This window comes from Nitrospira sp. CMX1 (assembly GCF_054902215.1).
The window spans coordinates 128,405-146,029 of the sequence record NZ_JBUBKD010000062.1; the positions used below are offsets into that span (position 1 = coordinate 128,405).

Genomic DNA, 17,625 nt, shown 5'->3' on the forward strand with positions numbered 1-17,625 from the left:
ATCTCCTTATCTTTCACCGACTGATGTGGATGGGGACAAAATAGTTTCTTCCTCTCCTCCGATTTCTTCCGCTTGGCTATTCCCGAAGCTACATAAGAGGAGCTATCTTAGGGACTCTGAATCACGTTGAGCCACCATGCCTCACGAGCTGGTGGTCAGAAGGATGACGCTGGTGCTACGACTGAATGCCGGAATCGCTGGTTTCTCTTCTGTGCTCCTCTCCTGTGCCGTTATCTTGGCTCCTGCGCAGGTGTCCTTCGGCAGTGAGGGATCAAGTTCCATCGACCATTGGATGGCGATCACAATGGTTCCGGATGCCCATGCCCTCCACGTCCGGGATACCGTCACGTTCCCAACGGCTCGGGGCATGACCGTGTCGTTTCTTCTGCACAGTCAGCTTCATATCAGTATCGAAACCCCGGATGTGGTTCTCACCATTGCGGAAACGAATGCCCGGCCGTCTTCTATCGATCCCACAGGCCGCTACATGCCGGAAGACAGCCGAGTACCGGTGACGCGCTATCGCGTTTTGCTTCCTCCTGGGACTCGGATCCTCACGCTCAACTATGCGGGGCAAATCAATCATCCTCCCGTCGCGGCGGGGGACGACTACGGGCGAATCGATGAAGATAGTGGGGGGGTGATTTCTTCGGACGGTGTATTTCTTTCCGGCTCCAGCTATTGGTATCCCACGTTTGACGATCAGGACCTCCTCAGCTTTACGCTCGATATCGAAGGCCCGGATGGTTTTCGCTTTGCCAGTCAAGGAGGTCGACGAGAATATTCGCGGGACGATCATCGACACGTCGTCTGGCACACAGACACTCCACAAGATGAAATCTACTTGGTGGGAGGCAAGTGGGCGGAGTACGTTCTTGATGAGGGAAGCTTTGCGGCCTATGCCTTTCTCAGAAGTCCAGACCCGGTCCTGGCTGAGAAGTATTTGGGCCGAACGGGCCCTTATGTACGGATGTATGAGGCGTTGCTCGGCCGCTATCCCTATCCGAAATTTGCCGTGATCGAAAATTTTTGGGAGACCGGCTATGGCATGCCGTCGTTTACTCTATTGGGCTCAACCGTTTTGCGTCTACCTTTTATTCTGACTTCCTCCTATCCACATGAAATCCTTCATAACTGGTGGGGGAACGGCGTCTATGTCGATTACCGGGAAGGCAATTGGTGTGAAGGCTTGACCGCGTACTTAGCCGATCATCTGATGGCCGAGAACCGGGGCGAGGGACCGATTTATCGCCGGACGACGCTCAAGCACTATGCTGACTATGTGACCGGTAACCAAGACTTCCCGATCAGCACGTTTCGGGAGCGGCATAATTCGGTGACGAGGGCAGTGGGCTATGGGAAGACCCTGATGTTCTTTCATATGTTGCGTCTAGAGCTCGGAGATAAGCTATTCATCGATGCCCTGCGAAGGTTTTATCAAGAACACCTCTTTAAACGTGTTTCTTTCTCAGTTCTGGCGGATACGTTCTCCCGGGTCGTGGGTTCGGATCTTCGGCCACTCTTTGTTCAGTGGGTGCAGCAAACTGGCGCCCCCGTCTTACGAGTGAAAGATGTCCGTGTCGAGCAGCAAAGGAAGACCTACCAGGTTCGTGCTCGCCTCGAACAGCTCCAGGGTGGTACACCCTATCACCTCCGCGTCCCCGTGTTTGTGACTGCCGAGGGAGAGGAACACGCGCAGATGCGGACGATCGTGATGAATGATCGGGAAACTGACTTTGCTTTCAGCATGCCCTCACGTCCGATCCGGCTAGACATTGACCCAGAATTTGATGTGTTTCGACGCCTGGACCGTGCTGAACTTCCCCCCACGCTCTCAGAAGCCTTCGGTGATACGCACGCACTGTTTGTTCTCCCGACCCAGGAATCGCCGGAGTTGCTGGAAGGCTACCGTCGCTTGGCGAGCGCCTGGAAGGTGAGGATGCCGGATGCCGAGATTCGACGAGATCAGGACTTGGAGGCATTGCCTCAGGGTCGTGCGGTCTGGGTATTGGGTTGGAATAATCGCTTTCGGTATGAAGTGGAACGCTCACTCACATCGTTGCCAGTGCAATGGACCGGGAAGAATCTGATTCTCGATTCCAGTCGCTTCGGGCGTCAAACAGAGAGTGTGGTGATCACATCTCGAGCCGCGACGCCTCCGTTTCATGCAATCGGCTTTGTCGCGACAGAAACCGCAACGGCCCTGCCCGGCCTGAGTCGCAAGGTCCCCCACTACGATCGCTATAGCTATTTAGCGTTTACAGGGGAGGAAGCGAAAAACATTCTTAAGGGAGAATGGCCGGTCATCTCATCTCCGCTCTCGATCCGATTCGACGAAACTCGTGCTGCAAGTCAACCCGTTCATCCTCCTCGAAAACCACTGATCTCAGTTGAGCCCTAAACGGATCGTACCGACACGAATGCCGGCAAGCGAAGGTGATCAGCATTACCATCCCACTAAACCTCGTGTGCGCGTACCGCTGTTTATGTCTTGCTTCATCGTCATTCTTGGTGGCGGAGAAATTTCTCCCATAGATGTCTTTCCCCACAAGCGTATTCGTACCACCGGTTATCCGGGCGGAGCTTCTTTCTAGAGTCGCCCGATGAATACGTCCGTGCGAGAAAAAACAGAGGTGCTCGGATCTAGACAGCCGAGGCGACCGGCACCTGCCTGGGCTGAATGGTCATGCGGATGCCGCCTTTCGGCCGCAAGGTGACCATGAGGTAGGGCTCAACGTGGTCCTGTGCGAGGTGGAGGTCGTAGCGGCGACCGATCAGGGCGAGTAAGAGGGGCCCTTCAACGGACGCAAAATGGAGCCCCACACAGGTGCGCGGTCCTGCACCAAACGGCATATAGGCGTAACGAGAACTTGGCCGCCCACCGTCAAGCCAGCGATCTGGTTGAAATTGTTCCGGGTTTCTCCAAAAATCTGGATGTCTGTGCAGGTTGTAGGTGCCCACCAAGACGAACGCTCCTTCCGGCAGTGACAGGCCGCCGACTGTTGTGTTCGTCGCCGCTTTGCGGTGGACAGCCGGAGCTGGTGGATAGAGACGGAGTGATTCCTCGAAGATGGCACGCGTATAGGGGAGATGCTCAAGGTCCTCGGCGTTCGGGATTCGTCCTTGGAGCACGCGGTCCACTTCCTCATGAAATCGTGCCTTCGCCTCGGGGTGAGTGGCGAGGAGATACCAGGTCCAGGCGAGCGCATTTGCGGTAGTCTCGTGGCCCGCAGCAAAGATGGTTAAGGCTTCATCGCGCAACTCCTGGTTGCTCAGTCCCTCTCCAGTCTCTTCATCGCGTGCCTGAAGCAGCAGATCCAACAAATCATCATGATTCTCCCCGCTTTGGCGCCGTTCAGCGAGCAAGCCATACATCAGTCCGTCCATGAACTGCATCACCGAACGAAATTCACGGTTGCGTGCGGTCGGCACCCACAGTGGGAGAGACAGGGGATTACTGAACGAATCGAAAGCATACTTGATACTGACTTGTAGCGCGTGGCTGATCCGATCGGTGTGTTGGGTCATGCTGGTGGTGAACATGGTTTGCGAGATCACTTCGAGCGCCAGCTGCATCATTTCCGCAGCGATATCGATCGTGTCCAGCTTCCGGTCTTGCCATGTGGCCACACGCTGCTCACCCACCTGAGCCATACGATCGGCCATCGCAGCGATGTGAGAGCGGTGAAAGATGGGCTGAATGATGCGGCGGTGCCTCTTCCAGACTTCACCCGAACTGGTCACCAAGCCATTACCCAGCACTAAGGCAAGACCATGTGGCTTCTGAGGGTTATAGACCTTTACAAAGCGGTCTGATTGTTTGACGAGAATCTCTTCGGCAAGATCAGGATGACTGAACAAATAGAATGTTTTCGGACCTAGCCGAAAACGGAGCGTATCCCCATGCTGCCGCCACCAGGCCAAGAGGGACTCCAACGGACGTTGCCTGAATGCACCGAGGTGGCCCAGCAGCGGTACTGCGCCAGGCACATCAACCAGAGTGAAGGAGGGAGATGAATCCGACATGTGATGAGGGACCCTATCATACTAGATCAGATGCATCAATAAACCGTGTCACGACGCTTGTGACGAATCTTGCGATCTCGATTCGCTCAAGGGGGTAGACGACAGCTATTGATTGAATTACTGAGCCGACGCACTAAGTGCTGCGTACGCATTTCGAACAAAGACTTGCAAATGTCCCACTTCACGATGCATTAGCGAATAGATGTACTAGTTGATGCGCGGTGCAGTACTTTAAAATGATTGGGTTTTGGTTGGCCCTTGGGATACGTCAAAACCACAGAAAACGCGGGGAATGCACCTATGAAACGATTGGCCGTTGTTGCTCTGCTAGGCGGGTAGTGCTTATAAGTTTCGGCGACAACAATCTAATATCTTTGTGTTGAGGATAGGTGTGCTACGTACCAGTAGGCTGGTATTGCCTGTTTTGCGAAGGGCCAACCTTACGTCAACAATGGATTCGCTTGTAGTCGTGCTCTATCGTGCGTTACGATATCAAAATAGGCACAGGCACTTGGAATTGATGATACGTGGATAGGAGGATGGTCATGAGGCACACGCATATATTGACGACCTTGGTGATCTTTGCCGTAACCGGAATAGTCAGCCACTCCTCGAGCCCTGCCCATGCATGGCAGGGGAATGATATCACGCATCTCAATGAGATAATGGCGAACGCCGCTTCGGTAAGCGATGAGATGCAGCAAGACCGGAAATCCTTGGCGCAGGTCGATTGGTTTGAACGGAAGTCGTTAATCCACAAAGTGGGAACCGATGTCTATTCCGGGATGTCGACTCCCAGCGGGACGCCTCAAGGGGCCGTGTCAGGTAATCAACCCAACTCGACGGGGGACTATAAGTTTAGTTCACCTAGCAACGACAGCCGATATGGCTCTACCTCCTCCAATCCCTCCGACAACTATCTTAAGAAAGAATCGTCTGGACCTTCGACCGGGCCCTATGGTGGACCCTACGGTGGATCCGTCTACGGTGGGCTCCCGTCGACGCCGAGTGCGGATCCAATGATCAAGGATTTGAGCCGGTGAACCAGCAAGAAAGGTAGGGTGGATTTGGATGGAGGAAAAAGGGAATTTCCTCAGACCTGACGGCAATATAGTTTTGCGGTTTCTTCACTTAGCCAGATAGTGCTGGAAGCCTTCATTCCTCATGAACCGCATGTGATGATGGACCTCTTCTCCTCATGATGGGTTCGTTTTTTTGTCCAGAGCACGTGTAGCGTGATGAACTAGATCTTGCCCTGTGTCTTCATCGTAGCCTGGCAGCTTGTCCGGCCAGGAGCTTGTGTGTCTTTTCTTCTGGTAGTTCTTCAGTTGCACTCAGGACCATGATTCGCAGTTTCCTGTATCCGCCGCCCCCTTGGGAAACGCATCCTGGAATGGTATTCTGAACCCTCGGTGCCAATTCGTCTCCACCCCTTGTACCAGCATCATGTGAGCACCCTGCCCAGGAGTGGCAGGACTTATGGCCGACTCGACACGCACTTCCTCAGTTACGAAGCAAGATCTCTGGACCAGAGATCTGACGACTATGTCGTGGGCTCAGCGGGTGGGTGCTCAAGTCATTCGGCTCGCCACTGCGGTCGGTATGGAGTTCCGTCACCGTCTGCTTGATGCGCGAGCAGCCGGTCTGGTCTACACGACGTTGCTGTCGTTAGTTCCGTTTCTTGCCGTAACCTTCTCGGTGTTGAAGGCCTTCGATGTCCACCACGTGATCGAACCGATGCTGGCTCGGGTGTTGGAACCGGTGGGCCCGAAAAGTCACGAGATCACAGCCACGATTGTGAGATTCGTGGACAACATCAAGATCAGCGTATTGGGGGCTGTCGGCGTGGCCGGCCTCTTCTATACGACGTACTCATTGATCGACAAGATCGAACAGGCCTTAAACGCGATTTGGCAGGTGAAGCAGGGTCGTACCTGGGAACGAAAATTTGCCGACTATCTGAGTGCGATCCTCGTTGGACCGGTGCTCGTCATGAGTGCCTTTGGCTTGCTAGCGTCATTGCAGAGCCACACCCTGGTCCAGCATCTCGTGCAGATGGAGCCGTTTGGTACGTTACTTGTGTGGAGCGGGGAGATCATTCCATTTTTTCTGCTCTGTGCCCTGTTCAGCTTCTTCTATAAAGTCATTCCCAATACCCAGGTCCATATGCGGTCGGCTGCAGTTGGTGGTGTCTCCGCCGCGATCCTCTGGCTCATTGCGGGTGAGGCCTTTACGAAATTCGTGGCGGCCTCTGCCAACTATAGTGTGATCTATTCGAGTTTTGCTGTGCTCATTCTGTTCCTACTGTGGCTCTATACTGGGTGGATGATCGTGTTGATCGGTGCACAGCTCTCATTTTTCTATCAATACCCGACCGCCTATTTGTCCCGCCTGCTCTGGGATCAAGGCACGTACCTCTTCCGCGAACAATTAGCCTTGAAAGTACTGCGCGTTCTGGGACATCACTATCTCAAGGGGGATCGCCCACTGAAACTACCTGAGCTTTCCAGCGAATTGAATATGCCCATGTCGCTGGTAGACGAGGAAGTCGAGCGTCTCGTTGCAAATGGCTTTGTGGGTCGCCTCCAGGAACCAGAAGGGTTTAGTCTCATTCGGTCGCCGGATCGGATCTTCGTGAAGGAGGTGCTGAATTCGGTGCGCAACGGAACTCCCCCGTGGATCGTCCCCCACCTTGAGGCCAGCGATCCGGTGTCCGCGCTTTTACGCCGACGCGACCAGGCCGTCGAGCGAGCGCTGGCTGGGGAGACGATACACTCGCTCCTACAAGATCGCTCACCGGATCAGCCCAGGGAGTCTTAACATGCTCTGGTTTTCTGTTGGGGGCTGAAACTAGAGCAAGTTACCTACCGCTGATTTTCGGATGGCGGTGTCGTGTGGTTCTGGCTGAATGATCGCACATAGAGCAGGACTTGCCAGGCTTCTTCTTCAGTAAGGATCAGCGGGATAAATGGCGCCATTGCTGTGCCTTTGCTCCCATTTTTCAAGACCCAGAAAAGTTCCCCATCCGTTCTGACTGCTTGCCAATCCGTATCAGTGAAATTGCGAGGTAAGGGCCCCTTGAGTGTTCCCGGCTCAATGTCCCCGCCTAGTCCCTTGCCGTCTCTTCCATGGCAGGTGATGCAGAAGGCTTTCCCTTGAAAGAGCTGCTTGCCTTTCTCAATGGTTTCTGGGGTCGACGGCAGGGGATTCTTCCAGGTTCTGGCCTGGTCGATCTGGTCGACAGGCACTCGTGGTCTGAGTACCGCCTCGTCAGCCCCCAAGACCATCGAGTGAAGGGAGTTCGTAGTCACCAGGATCAGGGCGAACAAGAGACCTTTATGCATGGGACTCCTTGCGGCTGCTATTGTCGAGTCGTCTTGAGCCAAGGGGCGAGGACCAGCCCAGGCTTGTGAGTCTCGGGCTGGCCTTTCGTCAGTCCGTTCTACTTGTCCGAGTATCCCGGGAATTTATGCCCGAGGGACTGGGGGTAGCTCACTGTGCCATCGGGGAATTCCTGCCCGTGTTGCCAGAGATGGTAGATTACGCCATCTGTTCCGGCCGCCGCTTCCGCGACTTTGGCGGCTTGGTCAGGTGGCATATCCAGGACTTGGACTCGCCCTGTTGCGATTTCTACCTTGTGATCGTGGAAATGGCGGTGCCACTGAATGGCCGGGAGTTTTCTGGTCAGATCCTTGGCTACGAAATATTCCACCCCGACCAAGGGGGCCTTGGGATCAGTGGATTCGAATAGAAGACATTGAAGGATTTTGTCCGAGATCCCTTTGCAGTAGTGATGAAATGGGCCGCCTGGAGTCCCATCCGCCATCATATGGGGAGCCTGGACATGGATATCGTATCCGATGGCCGGACTTGTCGGTTCTCCACTCACGGCCTGTTGCGTGGCGACCCCGCTGCACCCTACGGCAGCGATGGCGACTAAGACTAAGAGTCCTTTTCTCATGGTAACACGCCTCCTCACTGTGAGGAGTTCCCTGCTAGCCCATCTAGACAGAGAACGGCCTCAGTATTCAGTAGCTCGTTAGAGAGTGTCTGGTTGGAAAGGATTCGAATAGCTTCCCGAAAAAAAGCTGCTGAATTTGAGGGGAGGTAGGGTGCTGATTATGACGATAGGATCGTCGAGGCAGGCAACTCGGCTTTGCTCGGAGTAATAAGTTGTTGTGACTGTGGAGGAATCTTTCCCTGGGCGTCCATCATTTCAAACATTAAGCAGCATTTCAATCGCCCGCAGACGCCGAGCAGGCGCGGATCATCGACCGGCAGGTCCATTTTCTTCGCCTGCTTGGCTGTGACCGGTTTCACATCGGTTAGAAACGACGCACAACACAGAATCAGGCCACAGGTATCGATTCCTCCCAGACGCCGGGCCTCTTCACGGACACCGACCTGACGCATTTCGATCCGACCGCCGAACCGTCGTGCAAGATCACGCACGAGCTCTCGAAAATCGATGCGTTCGTCCGCCGTATAGACAAAGGTGAGCTGTCGGCGGTCCATGGCCCCATAGACCTCGACCAGTTTAAGGCGGATATTGAGATGGGTGGCTTTCATCTTGCAGTAAGTAGCAGCCTCATCAGAGAGACGTTCCAGTCGAGCAATCAGCTCAGCTTCCTCCGAATCAGGCTTACGCAGGATGGATTTCATAGCCCGCATGGGTGGAATAAACGGGGCTGAGTACGGCTCGGTGTAGACGATACCATAGGTCACTTCGCCGTCGGACTCGAGTAGGACAGGGTCGCCATGCGAAAACGCCAGCCCATTCGATCCTAACTTCTTCACTTCTCCGCGGTTTCTAATCTTGACGCCGACAAGTGGGACCCATGAGGGCCATGGGGTCGATAGGTCCTGGTTCAAGGCAGATTCCATTTGTTGATCATACACAATTCCCTGGCTTGGTGAAAAGGGTTGAGGCTGCGGAAGGGGCAAAAGTTTTGCGAGCAGCTTTCGACTCAGCCATTGTGTAATATGTTGATATTATAGGTGAAAAATACCAACACTCCAGCTGCCTGCTTATGGTAGGCTAATCCCCCAGGAGGAAGAGGGAGTGGATCATGGGGACTATGGTGAAAGAGCGAAAGAAGATGCTCCGAATTCCCAATCAGGTTATCTTGCCGTTCGGCTACCGAATCTCGGTTCGACAGCTATCGGATGCAGAGATGGACAGACGCGATTCCAATGCCGATGGGATCTGGGATGATGACACGAAGACCATTTATGTGCGAAAACGGCTTCCCGTGACCCGCCGTCGCTATATTCTGGCCCATGAGCTGGGCCATGCGTGGTTAGATTGGCAACATCGATATATGGATGATGGAAAAGCCAGTATCTAACAGTCAGTCCTCTGCTAGATGTAGGATGTGTTTCCATTCACTCGAGGTTACCGGCTGAACCGAGAGCCGAGAGCCTTTCTTCAACAAGATCATCTCCTTGAGTACCGGGTCCCTTCGCAACTCGTTCAGTGTCAGCGGCTTGGGAAAGGTTCTGACATATTTGATGTCGACCATGTCCCATCTCGGCTCGGAGGGTTTGCTTGCTGGATCGTAATGCTTGTCCTTCTTATCAAATTGTGTTGAATCAGGATAGGCCGTCCTGACCACCTTTGCGATACCGACAATCGCCGGGGGCTCAGCATTACTATGGTAAAACAGGACCTGATCACCCACTGCCATATCGCGCATAAAGTTGCGGGCTTGATAATTACGAACTCCATCCCAATAGGTCGTCTGGCCAGGGGATCGCGCGAGGTCATCAATGGAGAATGTCGAGGGTTCGGATTTCATCAGCCAGTAATTTTTTGAAACCATTCCTATCGCTCCCTTTTCATGCTCTTACACCCCGAGACTTCCATCACAGCAGCGTGTCATGTCTGAATACCGGGTGGATTCCGTGCCTTGCAGGCTTAAGTCTGTCTTGTGCGGAGACGGACATCCGTGGGTCTGGCTTAACGCTTGTCTCCTGAGCGCGCCTCGATCAAATCGATCAGCGCGTGATAGGTCAGTTCCCGGACTCTCGCTTTTCCAGGACTTAAGGCCCCAAGATTACCCTCAAGCCAAACGCGGTCTGAGATTGGCGACAGGGCCTCGTTACAGAGGGTCCACATGTCATGGAGGAAATTGTCCGGCAAGCCCACCTGTATCCCTTCCGATTCAATCCGGTCATCAAGCAAGGCCAACAGGTCAGACAGCGCCTGATCGGGTCGGTAGGGATGTGACGTAAAACCAAATTGTTCGAGAGAATGCCGCTCCTGCTCAGCCTGATCGACCAAGTCGTACATGTAGCCTTTGAGCAACCCAATGACATGACCTGAAAAGGCTTGTGGGGGTTCCATACGCCATTATCGAGTTTCCGTGAGGAAGGAGCAAGCTGATCGATTATGACCGTGGGCCAATCGCGGATGATAGTCTGGCGTGTGCTTGGTAGAAAGAAGTAGGAATTGGGCGGGGGTACACCTCGCTGGTACGGTATGAGTGACGATCTCTCATTGGCTATCTCATGGACGCCAGGGTCGGTGTACCCGCGCAGCACAGACTGTACGCCTTTTCCCATGACACGCAAGACCCAAAGATGGCCTTATAATGGAAGTCCATTTGGGGGTAGGGCGATTGAGCCGGTAGGATCTGGCGTGTTGAAACGGGCAAGGCCGAAGGATTTTGCGATGGTGCGGGTAAACGCGGCTTTCATGAGGCCCGAAGGTCTTGTGTGCAGCGGCACGGTTGCCGGACCCTAGCTCTTGATTCGGCGCCCAAACGCATATTACTTTCTACACGCGGGTGTATGAACGAGATGGATCACATTTCCAGTCGGTCTATGTGATGATTCCCCAGACCAGTGAACGATTCGAGATTTCGCTGAATACATCAGCAGGCTGCATTACCACGGCCGTTGATGTGCCGACCGGGTTTGTTCCCGTAACGTCTATCTTGCCTCTCATGAGGCGGTTAGGGGAAGAAGCCCAAGCTCTCGAAGTCACACGGTTGGCGGAGGAGGGGAGCGTGCCTTCCTGCCGAAAAGGCTGTGCTGCCTGTTGCCGGATGTTGGTTCCCTTGTCCGCACCAGAGGCTTTTGCAGTCTATAACTGGGTCCGCTCTCATCCTGCCGAGCACCAAGCTCGGATCATTGCACGGTTTGGTGAGACAAAAGTTCGATTACTCTCCCAGGGGATTTGGCAACGACTGTCAGAGTTGTGTGACGCTTCTGATGCCCCGAGTGACGACGCTCTTGATGAGATAAATCGTAGGTACTACGGCCTGCGGCTAGCGTGTCCTTTCCTGGAGGAAGAAGTCTGCACAATCTATGATGAACGCCCTGCAGCCTGCCGCGAACTGTTGGTCACCTCGCCCGCCGATCGGTGCGAGGACGTCATCGCGAATCCCGTGGACACCATTGCCACACCACTACGGATGAGCACGGTTCTGGGGTTGTTGTGGCAGGACTTGACCCGCACATCGACACGGTTGATCCCACTGCCGGTGGCCTTGGATTGGGCGGAGAACCATGTAGGAATGTCTGAACGAGTATGGAAGGGTGCTCAGCTTTTCGACCGGGCTTTGGAGAAGGTGTGGCGATTTTTGAGCCAGTCATTTTCAGGTAATCGCGGGGCATCTAGCAGCTGATCGTGTCAGACGCTGGAGCCCGCTTAATGAGGGGAGAAGGCATGCAGAAGCCCGTTGTCGTATGTTTAGATTTGGAAGGTGTCCTCGTTCCTGAAATCTGGATCAATGTTGCGCTGAAGACAGGGATCGATGAATTGAAGATGACGACCCGGGAGATGCCGGATTATGACCAACTCATGAAGCAACGGTTAGGAATTCTTGATAAGCACGGCCTGAAAATCAGCGAGATTCAAGCGGTCATCGCTGAGATGGGGCCATTGGATGGGGCTGTTGCCTTTTTGAATTGGCTCAGAGACCGTAGCCAGGTCATCATTCTATCTGACACCTTTTATCAGTTTGCTCAGCCGCTTATGCGACAGCTGGGGTACCCTACGATTTTTTGTAATCAACTCGACATTGATCTGCATGGCCGGATTGTGAATTACCACATGCGAATGCAGAACCCCAAGAAGCACGCAGTGGCCTCACTGAAGGCGCTGAATTTCTTTACCGTGGCCGCGGGGGATTCGTACAATGACATCGGGATGTTAGGTGAAGCTGATAAAGGATTGTTCTTCCGACCACCTGACCACCTGCCGAAAGAGTTCCCCGCATTTTCAGTAACCCAGACGTACGGAGAACTTCAGGAGCATCTTCTCAACATTGGATGTTTCTCAGTCTGAGGAGTGCCGGCGAATAGAGCCTGGACGAAGTGACTGCATGTCCCCCTTCCTATCACAGCTCGCATAGACGAGTCCGCAGGCCCCTATAACAAGTATTTGGGGAGCCCGATTGTGCGAAGAAGATTCTCAACGTTCCGTCAGAAGTTAATCCAGAGCTGGGCATAGGCCCAGTCTTGACCGACTGCTCGACGCCCGAGATTGTGCGCAATATACGATCCAGGAAAGAGGTGGCCGTATCCGGTTTGAAAGGCAACCATTCCGTGCATGAAGAAATGTGTCCACGCAAAATCTATCTCGTCACCGATGTGAGTCTTGGTATTGCCTGGTTGCGAAAAGACATAGACGCCCTGACTTGCTCGATACCAATTGTCTTTCGCATTGGCAAGATGGAGGTTGGTGTACCACACTTCGATGTGATCATCCGGGGACAAACGAGCCTGGAAGTTTCCGGAAAAGCTCATCATATTTTTCCATCCCATGACATCCATATATCCCATATGGATGTGGTTTGTCGGGAAAAAGTTCTCAAAGGTGTTGGCCGTCTTACACGCTCCGTATGCGCCGTTTGATAACGTACAATTCGCGCGACCATCGCCTGAGGCGTAGTCAAAATTGAAGGCGATGCGAGGCTTACCCGGCAAGTTAAATGCCGTATAACCAATCCAGTTTCTGGTGGCCCACGCATTGATGTGCAGACATTTTCCTTCCCCACCGGGGTCGCCACAAAGGCCGCTGGCTTCGGCAGCCGTGTCACCCATCTGGCCGAATTGGTAGACTACCTCGCTCGAGAAATCGAAGTAACTTTTTTTCATGGCAATACGATTTCCGATGACATGGCGGGTCTGATTGCCGTGCTTGGGAGTTCCCAGTCCTTGGAAGGAGACATCGCCCCCTCCGAGGTTGCTTTTATAATAAATGTAGAAGGGCTCGATGAGAAAGCCGGGTACTGCCTTGATTTGATTGTATAAAATTATAAAATCGGCATCGCCAGCCGCATTTTTTGCCTGGCCGGTTCCGCCTATATTGGGTCCGCCGCTTCCAAGAGTGGCCCCTTGCAATAGATCTGTTTCTGCTGTACGAAACCAACCTAGGTGCGTGTCCATGAAGCTGGTTGTGTACTGCAGCATTACCCCATCAAATGACCAGCCGGTATTGGCCCAATCGAAGTGGCCGAAGAGGCTTTGGTCTCCGAAAACAAGGTATTGCCGACCAGCCTTGAGTCCCAATCCTTGAACACCCGCAAAGTTACGGATCAACATGTAACCGGCTCGGATTCCGAGAGTACAGGTAGGTCTCCCGTTCGCGGGAGTAGATCCACAGGTATGAATTGCCGGGTCTCCATTATTTCCTGCACCATTCGCACCGATGGGTGTGCCATTTCCGCCCCAGGTTCTTGAATCGATGAACTCCAGGTAAAAATTGACGTCCGGTGAAAGATCGTACCCAATACCCAGCCGGATCATCTGTTGTACGAACTGGTCGTTTGCCTTGCCTGGAAGGTTATTGGCGATGAGACCGGGCGCGTTACATTGTCCAGCGGCTCCAATACCACCCCCGAAGCAGACATTGGTCCGGTACTCTGGCCTGACGCGCATGTCGGCCCGCATCCAGAGATTTTTTAGGTCGAAATTTCGACCGATCTTTGGATCAAAGGCTTCATAGTTCTCTTTTTGTGGAATGCCCCGCCCGATGACGATAGGGTTTGTGATTTTCTCTCCCTCTGGGAGTTGGAATGCAGCCTGCGCTGTCGCATAACTTCCGATAAGCCACAGCAGTGTCAGAAACTGTACGAAGGCTCGTTTTCCATCTCCAGACTTCTTCTGCGTTTCCATGCTCTGCGGTTTCTCCTTGCTAGAGTGAGACAGGCAGATACCACCAAAGTATTCCCGTTGTGCGGTCAATTGGGTGCTGCCTCGGATCCCAAAGGTTAGAGTGCGAACCAGACGGGGAGAACAGCTAGGTCAGGCTACACGACTATTATCACGAAGATCATGATGAGCGCGAACCTGCGAGATGGCGGCGTTGGGCTGTCTTTCTCCTTATTAGTGGGTGATGAGAAGGCCTGATCCTATCTGGTCAAATAGGGCCAGTCTTAGGCGATGTTGCTGGACTTGTCTCTGCTGCTTTTGGCTCGGCCGTGATTTCTTCTTCGGCTTCTTTGAGAGAAGCGTGAAGGTCTTGCTCGACCATTTTGACTTCCTGCTGAATCAGGTTGAGCTCCGGCTCGACGGACTTGCGGAGATCCTCAGCCGTATCTTTAAAGCCTTTGATCGCTTTGCCGACTTGGCGACCAACTTCTGGGAGCTCTTTGGGTCCAAACAGGAGAAAGGCGATAATCAAAATTATGAGGATCTCGCTTGCACCCAGTCCAAACATGGTTGGTTATTGCGGTAGTCGTCCGACGGCGCCCCGTCATTTGTTCATCCACCAGGGGTGGGCTTTCAGCCTTGTTTCACCTGACTAGGTTGGGTCGTTGCAGGTCTGGGCGATGGATTTGTTTCAGCTTGCACACTGGCGTGGGCCGAAGAGGCAACCTGAGGCTCGCCCTGTGAAGGCTGTTCCCCTGGTGTGACATCGATGGCATCAGCCTCATGAACGGATTTCTTAAACCCCTTGATCGCTTTACCGAGTCCCTCTCCCAATTGGGGCAGTTTCCCTGCACCGAAAATGATCAGCACAATAATCAGGATCAGGAGGAGTTCCATCCAACCAAATGAGCCAAACATGATTCCCTCAGATGAAAGACGTCGATCCATCTGCCGATGCCATGATGACATTGCAGTGGAATCGTACAGTGGGCTTTTCAAAGGCTATATGAAGATTCGGGCACAAGTCAAGAAGAACGGCTTCGCTTACGAGTGCGGGAACAGCTGGATGATCCCGCCACCCAGGACATCGTCCCCATCATAGAAGACGGCTGATTGCCCCGGGCTTAAGGTTCGTTGTGGTTGGTGGAACTGGATGTGTAGTGCTGATGAGTCTAATGCGGTGAGGGTTGCCTGTGTGGGGGGAGTTGCATAGCGAACTTTCACGCTGACCTTTGCACTGACGGATGGGAAACCGGGAGCAAATAGATTCAGGTCGGTGACGACACATTCTGAGTGCATCAATTCCTCGGGTCCGAGCACGACCGTATTGGTTGTTGGGTGGACGTGATGAACATAGAGGCGGTGTCCTGCGGCGATACCAAGACCTCGGCGCTGGCCAGGTGTATAGAAGGCGATCCCGTCATGCTGACCCAGTGGACGACCCTCCTGGTCAATGAACAATCCCGGTTTCCTTGCAGTCGGTGTTTCGTGCTCGATGAAGGTTCGATAATCCCCCTGACTCACAAAACAGATTTCCTGGCTTTCCTTGAGCTCGTCCACTGGAAGACCCAGGGCCTCTGCTTCTTTCCAGACAATGGTTTTCTCGAGCTCTCCCAATGGAAAGAGGAGGCGGGGCAACCATTCCGACCGTACACGATACAGAAAATACGTTTGGTCCTTTCGTAGATCAGCTGAGCGTGAGAGGACAGCGAAGCCGCGGTGGTCATGTACGCGTGCATAGTGGCCAGTTGCCACATAGTCGAAGGTACGTTGTCGTGCGAGGTCTATGAGGGTATGAATCTTGACCCGTTCATTGCAACGGACACAAGGGTTGGGTGTTGTGCCAGTGGTATAGGATTGGACGAAGTCGTCAATGACGGCATGACGAAATGATTGTCGGGCATCAATGACCTCGTGGGAAATACCAAGAAGTTTCGCAACATGGCGCGCGAGGCCAACCTTGCAACAGCCGCGTTCTTGCCACTTTTTTGACGTGGCGACTGATTCATCCTCATGCTCCCACACCTGAAGAGTCACGCCATGGACGTCATAGCCTTGGCGGACGAGTAACGATGCGGCGACGGAGCTATCCACTCCGCCACTCATGCCTAACAGAACAGACTTTCGAGTCATAGGAGGGCATTGTACCGATGGTCCAGGGGAAAGGGCTACCACATTATTATCGACATGTTTTTATGACAATTGGCGATACACTCCTGCGAGTATAAGCCTCGCGCGGCGGTCGTGCCCCTGCTGATCGATGAAGCGTGAAGCGAAAACAGGAAGAGCGTAGACGGTTCCTTCTCGCGAGATAGACGCGATATGTCCCGGGGTGTTATGGGCCATACGGGTTCATGGCGAACGGCGATGACCAATGCTGACTAGAGACTGGGTGAACGAGCCTTCCCGCGATAAGGTGCGGTGTCATGACCGCTTTTAGGCGCGGTCTGCTCTTCCACCCATTTATGCGCCCCCATATCGCACATCCCATGGAAATGAGCCCCATCTTCGATGGAGATACCGGGTGTACGGATATCGCCGATGAGGATGCCAGGTTTTTGAATTTGAATTTTTTCGGTCGCTGTGATGGTGGCGTTGACCTTGCCGCTAGTGATCAAAATTCCTGCAGAGATCACCCCCTTAATGATTGCTTGTTCCCCGATAATGAGGGTTCCGCTGGTGTTGATTTCTCCTTCCACTCGACCGTCTATGCGGATGGTGCCATCAAAATTCAGGATGCCCCTAAAGTCGACACCCTTGCTGAGGAAAGTAAAGTTTTCATTAGGAATGGCGTCGGTCCCCTGTTTTTCTCCGATGGACCACATGAGCGCTCTCTGCTCCTTGTGACAAGACCGATGACGGGGCGGTGACGAACCTGGCACATGAGCGAGGCGGCTCCCTCGATTGCAACGAGTGTCCCTCGCTCATCACTCCCTGTCGTATTCAGCTAGACGGTGAGCCTCCGAACTGGTGGTTCGGTACCGGTGCCAACGGCATGAAGCGGAGGTTCTTTGTGCACGGGACGGGCTTGTTGTTCCATCTCCAATGTTCCGTTGAATAAGACACCTTCTTCCATCGAGAGCATCGGAGTCACGACCCCTCCGTTGATCACGGCTGGGGCTCGTAGTTTCATCTTTTCACGTGCAGTGATATCTCCAGTGATTTTACCCTTACACACGATGGTACCGGCTGTGACTTTGGCATTGAGAACGGCATCCTCGCCTACTAGTAAGATGCCGTCCGTATGGATTTCTCCCTCAAGGGTTCCATCGATCCTGACGGTTCCGTTATAAGTAATGGTGCCCTTGAATACGACCCCTTTGCCAACGAAGGCACTGACGTCTTGGCCGGTCTCCGGTCGTGGGGAATCAAGAGCCGAGCTTATGGCATCGAGGTCGTTGTCATCAGTGCGCCTACCGTCTTGCTTATCCTTCCACATACGATCGCCTCCTCTCACAATGTGGCGGCCCCTGCCAGAACAACCCGTGCGGTGCCGTT

At 53.6% G+C, this 17,625-nt stretch carries 18 protein-coding genes; 6 read left to right on the top strand and 12 right to left on the bottom strand.

The window, feature by feature from the left end; all coding sequences use genetic code 11:
* Window positions 1-163: 163 nt before the first annotated feature.
* A complete protein-coding gene (locus tag ACYX34_RS15335; protein WP_462077445.1) occupies window positions 164-2,401 on the top strand; it encodes a M1 family metallopeptidase in 2,238 nt (745 codons plus the stop codon).
* Between the two features lie 242 nt (window positions 2,402-2,643).
* Here ACYX34_RS15335 and ACYX34_RS15340 read toward each other — a convergent pair whose 3' ends face one another.
* A complete protein-coding gene (locus tag ACYX34_RS15340; RefSeq protein WP_462077446.1) occupies window positions 2,644-4,026 on the bottom strand; it encodes a cytochrome P450 in 1,383 nt (460 codons plus the stop codon).
* Between the two features lie 545 nt (window positions 4,027-4,571).
* On the opposite strand from ACYX34_RS15340, the gene ACYX34_RS15345 reads away from it, so the two are divergent.
* Window positions 4,572-5,069, top strand: a complete 498-nt coding sequence (locus tag ACYX34_RS15345; RefSeq protein ID WP_462077447.1) for a hypothetical protein — start codon at window positions 4,572-4,574, stop codon at window positions 5,067-5,069.
* A 436-nt stretch (window positions 5,070-5,505) separates the two neighbouring features.
* Window positions 5,506-6,846, top strand: a complete 1,341-nt coding sequence (locus ACYX34_RS15350; protein ID WP_462077448.1) for a YihY/virulence factor BrkB family protein — start codon at window positions 5,506-5,508, stop codon at window positions 6,844-6,846.
* Between the two features lie 44 nt (window positions 6,847-6,890).
* On the opposite strand, the gene ACYX34_RS15355 is transcribed toward ACYX34_RS15350, so the two are convergent.
* The 3 genes from ACYX34_RS15355 to ACYX34_RS15365 form a co-directional block, all read right to left on the bottom strand.
* On the bottom strand, window positions 6,891-7,370 hold the full coding sequence (locus tag ACYX34_RS15355; RefSeq protein ID WP_462077449.1) for a c-type cytochrome: 480 nt from the start codon (window positions 7,368-7,370) through the stop codon (window positions 6,891-6,893).
* A gap of 98 nt (window positions 7,371-7,468) precedes the next feature.
* Window positions 7,469-7,987: a DUF1264 domain-containing protein gene (locus ACYX34_RS15360; protein ID WP_462077450.1), complete on the bottom strand. Its 519-nt coding sequence runs from the start codon at window positions 7,985-7,987 to the stop codon at window positions 7,469-7,471.
* A gap of 158 nt (window positions 7,988-8,145) precedes the next feature.
* Window positions 8,146-8,910: a PSP1 domain-containing protein gene (locus ACYX34_RS15365; RefSeq protein WP_462077451.1), complete on the bottom strand. Its 765-nt coding sequence runs from the start codon at window positions 8,908-8,910 to the stop codon at window positions 8,146-8,148.
* 185 nt (window positions 8,911-9,095) lie between these two features.
* On the opposite strand from ACYX34_RS15365, the gene ACYX34_RS15370 reads away from it, so the two are divergent.
* The gene (locus tag ACYX34_RS15370) at window positions 9,096-9,374 is read left to right on the top strand and encodes an ImmA/IrrE family metallo-endopeptidase (RefSeq protein WP_462077452.1); all 279 of its coding nucleotides are present in this window, start codon (window positions 9,096-9,098) and stop codon (window positions 9,372-9,374) included.
* Between the two features lie 3 nt (window positions 9,375-9,377).
* Here ACYX34_RS15370 and ACYX34_RS15375 read toward each other — a convergent pair whose 3' ends face one another.
* Both ACYX34_RS15375 and ACYX34_RS15380 read right to left on the bottom strand, forming a co-directional pair.
* Window positions 9,378-9,848: an EVE domain-containing protein gene (locus ACYX34_RS15375; protein ID WP_462077453.1), complete on the bottom strand. Its 471-nt coding sequence runs from the start codon at window positions 9,846-9,848 to the stop codon at window positions 9,378-9,380.
* Between the two features lie 137 nt (window positions 9,849-9,985).
* On the bottom strand, window positions 9,986-10,372 hold the full coding sequence (locus tag ACYX34_RS15380) for a hypothetical protein (RefSeq protein WP_462077454.1): 387 nt from the start codon (window positions 10,370-10,372) through the stop codon (window positions 9,986-9,988).
* Window positions 10,373-10,814: 442 nt separating this feature from the next.
* Between ACYX34_RS15380 and ACYX34_RS15385 the strand changes: the two genes are divergently transcribed.
* Both ACYX34_RS15385 and thrH read left to right on the top strand, forming a co-directional pair.
* Window positions 10,815-11,657, top strand: a complete 843-nt coding sequence (locus tag ACYX34_RS15385) for a YkgJ family cysteine cluster protein (protein WP_462077455.1) — start codon at window positions 10,815-10,817, stop codon at window positions 11,655-11,657.
* 41 nt (window positions 11,658-11,698) lie between these two features.
* Entirely contained in the window at window positions 11,699-12,319 is a 621-nt protein-coding gene (gene thrH / locus ACYX34_RS15390; RefSeq protein ID WP_462077456.1) for a bifunctional phosphoserine phosphatase/homoserine phosphotransferase ThrH, read from the top strand.
* 137 nt (window positions 12,320-12,456) lie between these two features.
* Here thrH and ACYX34_RS15395 read toward each other — a convergent pair whose 3' ends face one another.
* The 6 genes from ACYX34_RS15395 to ACYX34_RS15420 all read right to left on the bottom strand — a co-directional run bounded on the left by ACYX34_RS15395 (window position 12,457) and on the right by ACYX34_RS15420 (window position 17,566).
* Window positions 12,457-14,151, bottom strand: a complete 1,695-nt coding sequence (locus tag ACYX34_RS15395) for an alginate export family protein (protein WP_462077457.1) — start codon at window positions 14,149-14,151, stop codon at window positions 12,457-12,459.
* A 244-nt stretch (window positions 14,152-14,395) separates the two neighbouring features.
* Complete coding sequence (gene tatA, locus ACYX34_RS15400; RefSeq protein ID WP_462077458.1) at window positions 14,396-14,695, bottom strand: twin-arginine translocase TatA/TatE family subunit; 300 nt, start codon at window positions 14,693-14,695, stop codon at window positions 14,396-14,398.
* 65 nt (window positions 14,696-14,760) lie between these two features.
* Window positions 14,761-15,075, bottom strand: a complete 315-nt coding sequence (tatA, locus tag ACYX34_RS15405; RefSeq protein WP_462077459.1) for a twin-arginine translocase TatA/TatE family subunit — start codon at window positions 15,073-15,075, stop codon at window positions 14,761-14,763.
* Between the two features lie 96 nt (window positions 15,076-15,171).
* Entirely contained in the window at window positions 15,172-16,260 is a 1,089-nt protein-coding gene (mnmA, locus tag ACYX34_RS15410) for a tRNA 2-thiouridine(34) synthase MnmA (protein ID WP_462077460.1), read from the bottom strand.
* Window positions 16,261-16,508: 248 nt separating this feature from the next.
* Window positions 16,509-16,952 carry a bactofilin family protein gene (locus ACYX34_RS15415; protein WP_462077461.1) on the bottom strand — a complete coding sequence of 148 codons (444 nt, stop codon included), beginning with the start codon at window positions 16,950-16,952 and terminating at the stop codon, window positions 16,509-16,511.
* Window positions 16,953-17,074: 122 nt separating this feature from the next.
* Complete coding sequence (locus ACYX34_RS15420) at window positions 17,075-17,566, bottom strand: bactofilin family protein (RefSeq protein WP_462077462.1); 492 nt, start codon at window positions 17,564-17,566, stop codon at window positions 17,075-17,077.
* Window positions 17,567-17,625: the final 59 nt, after the last annotated feature.

What these genes read in the sequence shown, in the direction of transcription:
- ACYX34_RS15335 (WP_462077445.1), top strand. Translation starts at nt 164, where the DNA reads ATGACGCTGGTGCTACGACTGAATGCCGGAATCGCTGGTTTCTCTTCT.
- ACYX34_RS15340 (WP_462077446.1), bottom strand. Translation starts at nt 4,026, where the DNA reads ATGTCGGATTCATCTCCCTCCTTCACTCTGGTTGATGTGCCTGGCGCA.
- ACYX34_RS15345 (WP_462077447.1), top strand. Translation starts at nt 4,572, where the DNA reads ATGAGGCACACGCATATATTGACGACCTTGGTGATCTTTGCCGTAACC.
- ACYX34_RS15350 (WP_462077448.1), top strand. Translation starts at nt 5,506, where the DNA reads ATGGCCGACTCGACACGCACTTCCTCAGTTACGAAGCAAGATCTCTGG.
- ACYX34_RS15355 (WP_462077449.1), bottom strand. Translation starts at nt 7,370, where the DNA reads ATGCATAAAGGTCTCTTGTTCGCCCTGATCCTGGTGACTACGAACTCC.
- ACYX34_RS15360 (WP_462077450.1), bottom strand. Translation starts at nt 7,987, where the DNA reads ATGAGAAAAGGACTCTTAGTCTTAGTCGCCATCGCTGCCGTAGGGTGC.
- ACYX34_RS15365 (WP_462077451.1), bottom strand. Translation starts at nt 8,910, where the DNA reads ATGGAATCTGCCTTGAACCAGGACCTATCGACCCCATGGCCCTCATGG.
- ACYX34_RS15370 (WP_462077452.1), top strand. Translation starts at nt 9,096, where the DNA reads ATGGGGACTATGGTGAAAGAGCGAAAGAAGATGCTCCGAATTCCCAAT.
- ACYX34_RS15375 (WP_462077453.1), bottom strand. Translation starts at nt 9,848, where the DNA reads ATGGTTTCAAAAAATTACTGGCTGATGAAATCCGAACCCTCGACATTC.
- ACYX34_RS15380 (WP_462077454.1), bottom strand. Translation starts at nt 10,372, where the DNA reads ATGGAACCCCCACAAGCCTTTTCAGGTCATGTCATTGGGTTGCTCAAA.
- thrH (WP_462077456.1), top strand. Translation starts at nt 11,699, where the DNA reads ATGCAGAAGCCCGTTGTCGTATGTTTAGATTTGGAAGGTGTCCTCGTT.
- ACYX34_RS15395 (WP_462077457.1), bottom strand. Translation starts at nt 14,151, where the DNA reads ATGGAAACGCAGAAGAAGTCTGGAGATGGAAAACGAGCCTTCGTACAG.
- tatA (WP_462077458.1), bottom strand. Translation starts at nt 14,695, where the DNA reads ATGTTTGGACTGGGTGCAAGCGAGATCCTCATAATTTTGATTATCGCC.
- tatA (WP_462077459.1), bottom strand. Translation starts at nt 15,075, where the DNA reads ATGGATCGACGTCTTTCATCTGAGGGAATCATGTTTGGCTCATTTGGT.
- mnmA (WP_462077460.1), bottom strand. Translation starts at nt 16,260, where the DNA reads ATGACTCGAAAGTCTGTTCTGTTAGGCATGAGTGGCGGAGTGGATAGC.
- ACYX34_RS15415 (WP_462077461.1), bottom strand. Translation starts at nt 16,952, where the DNA reads ATGTGGTCCATCGGAGAAAAACAGGGGACCGACGCCATTCCTAATGAA.
- ACYX34_RS15420 (WP_462077462.1), bottom strand. Translation starts at nt 17,566, where the DNA reads ATGTGGAAGGATAAGCAAGACGGTAGGCGCACTGATGACAACGACCTC.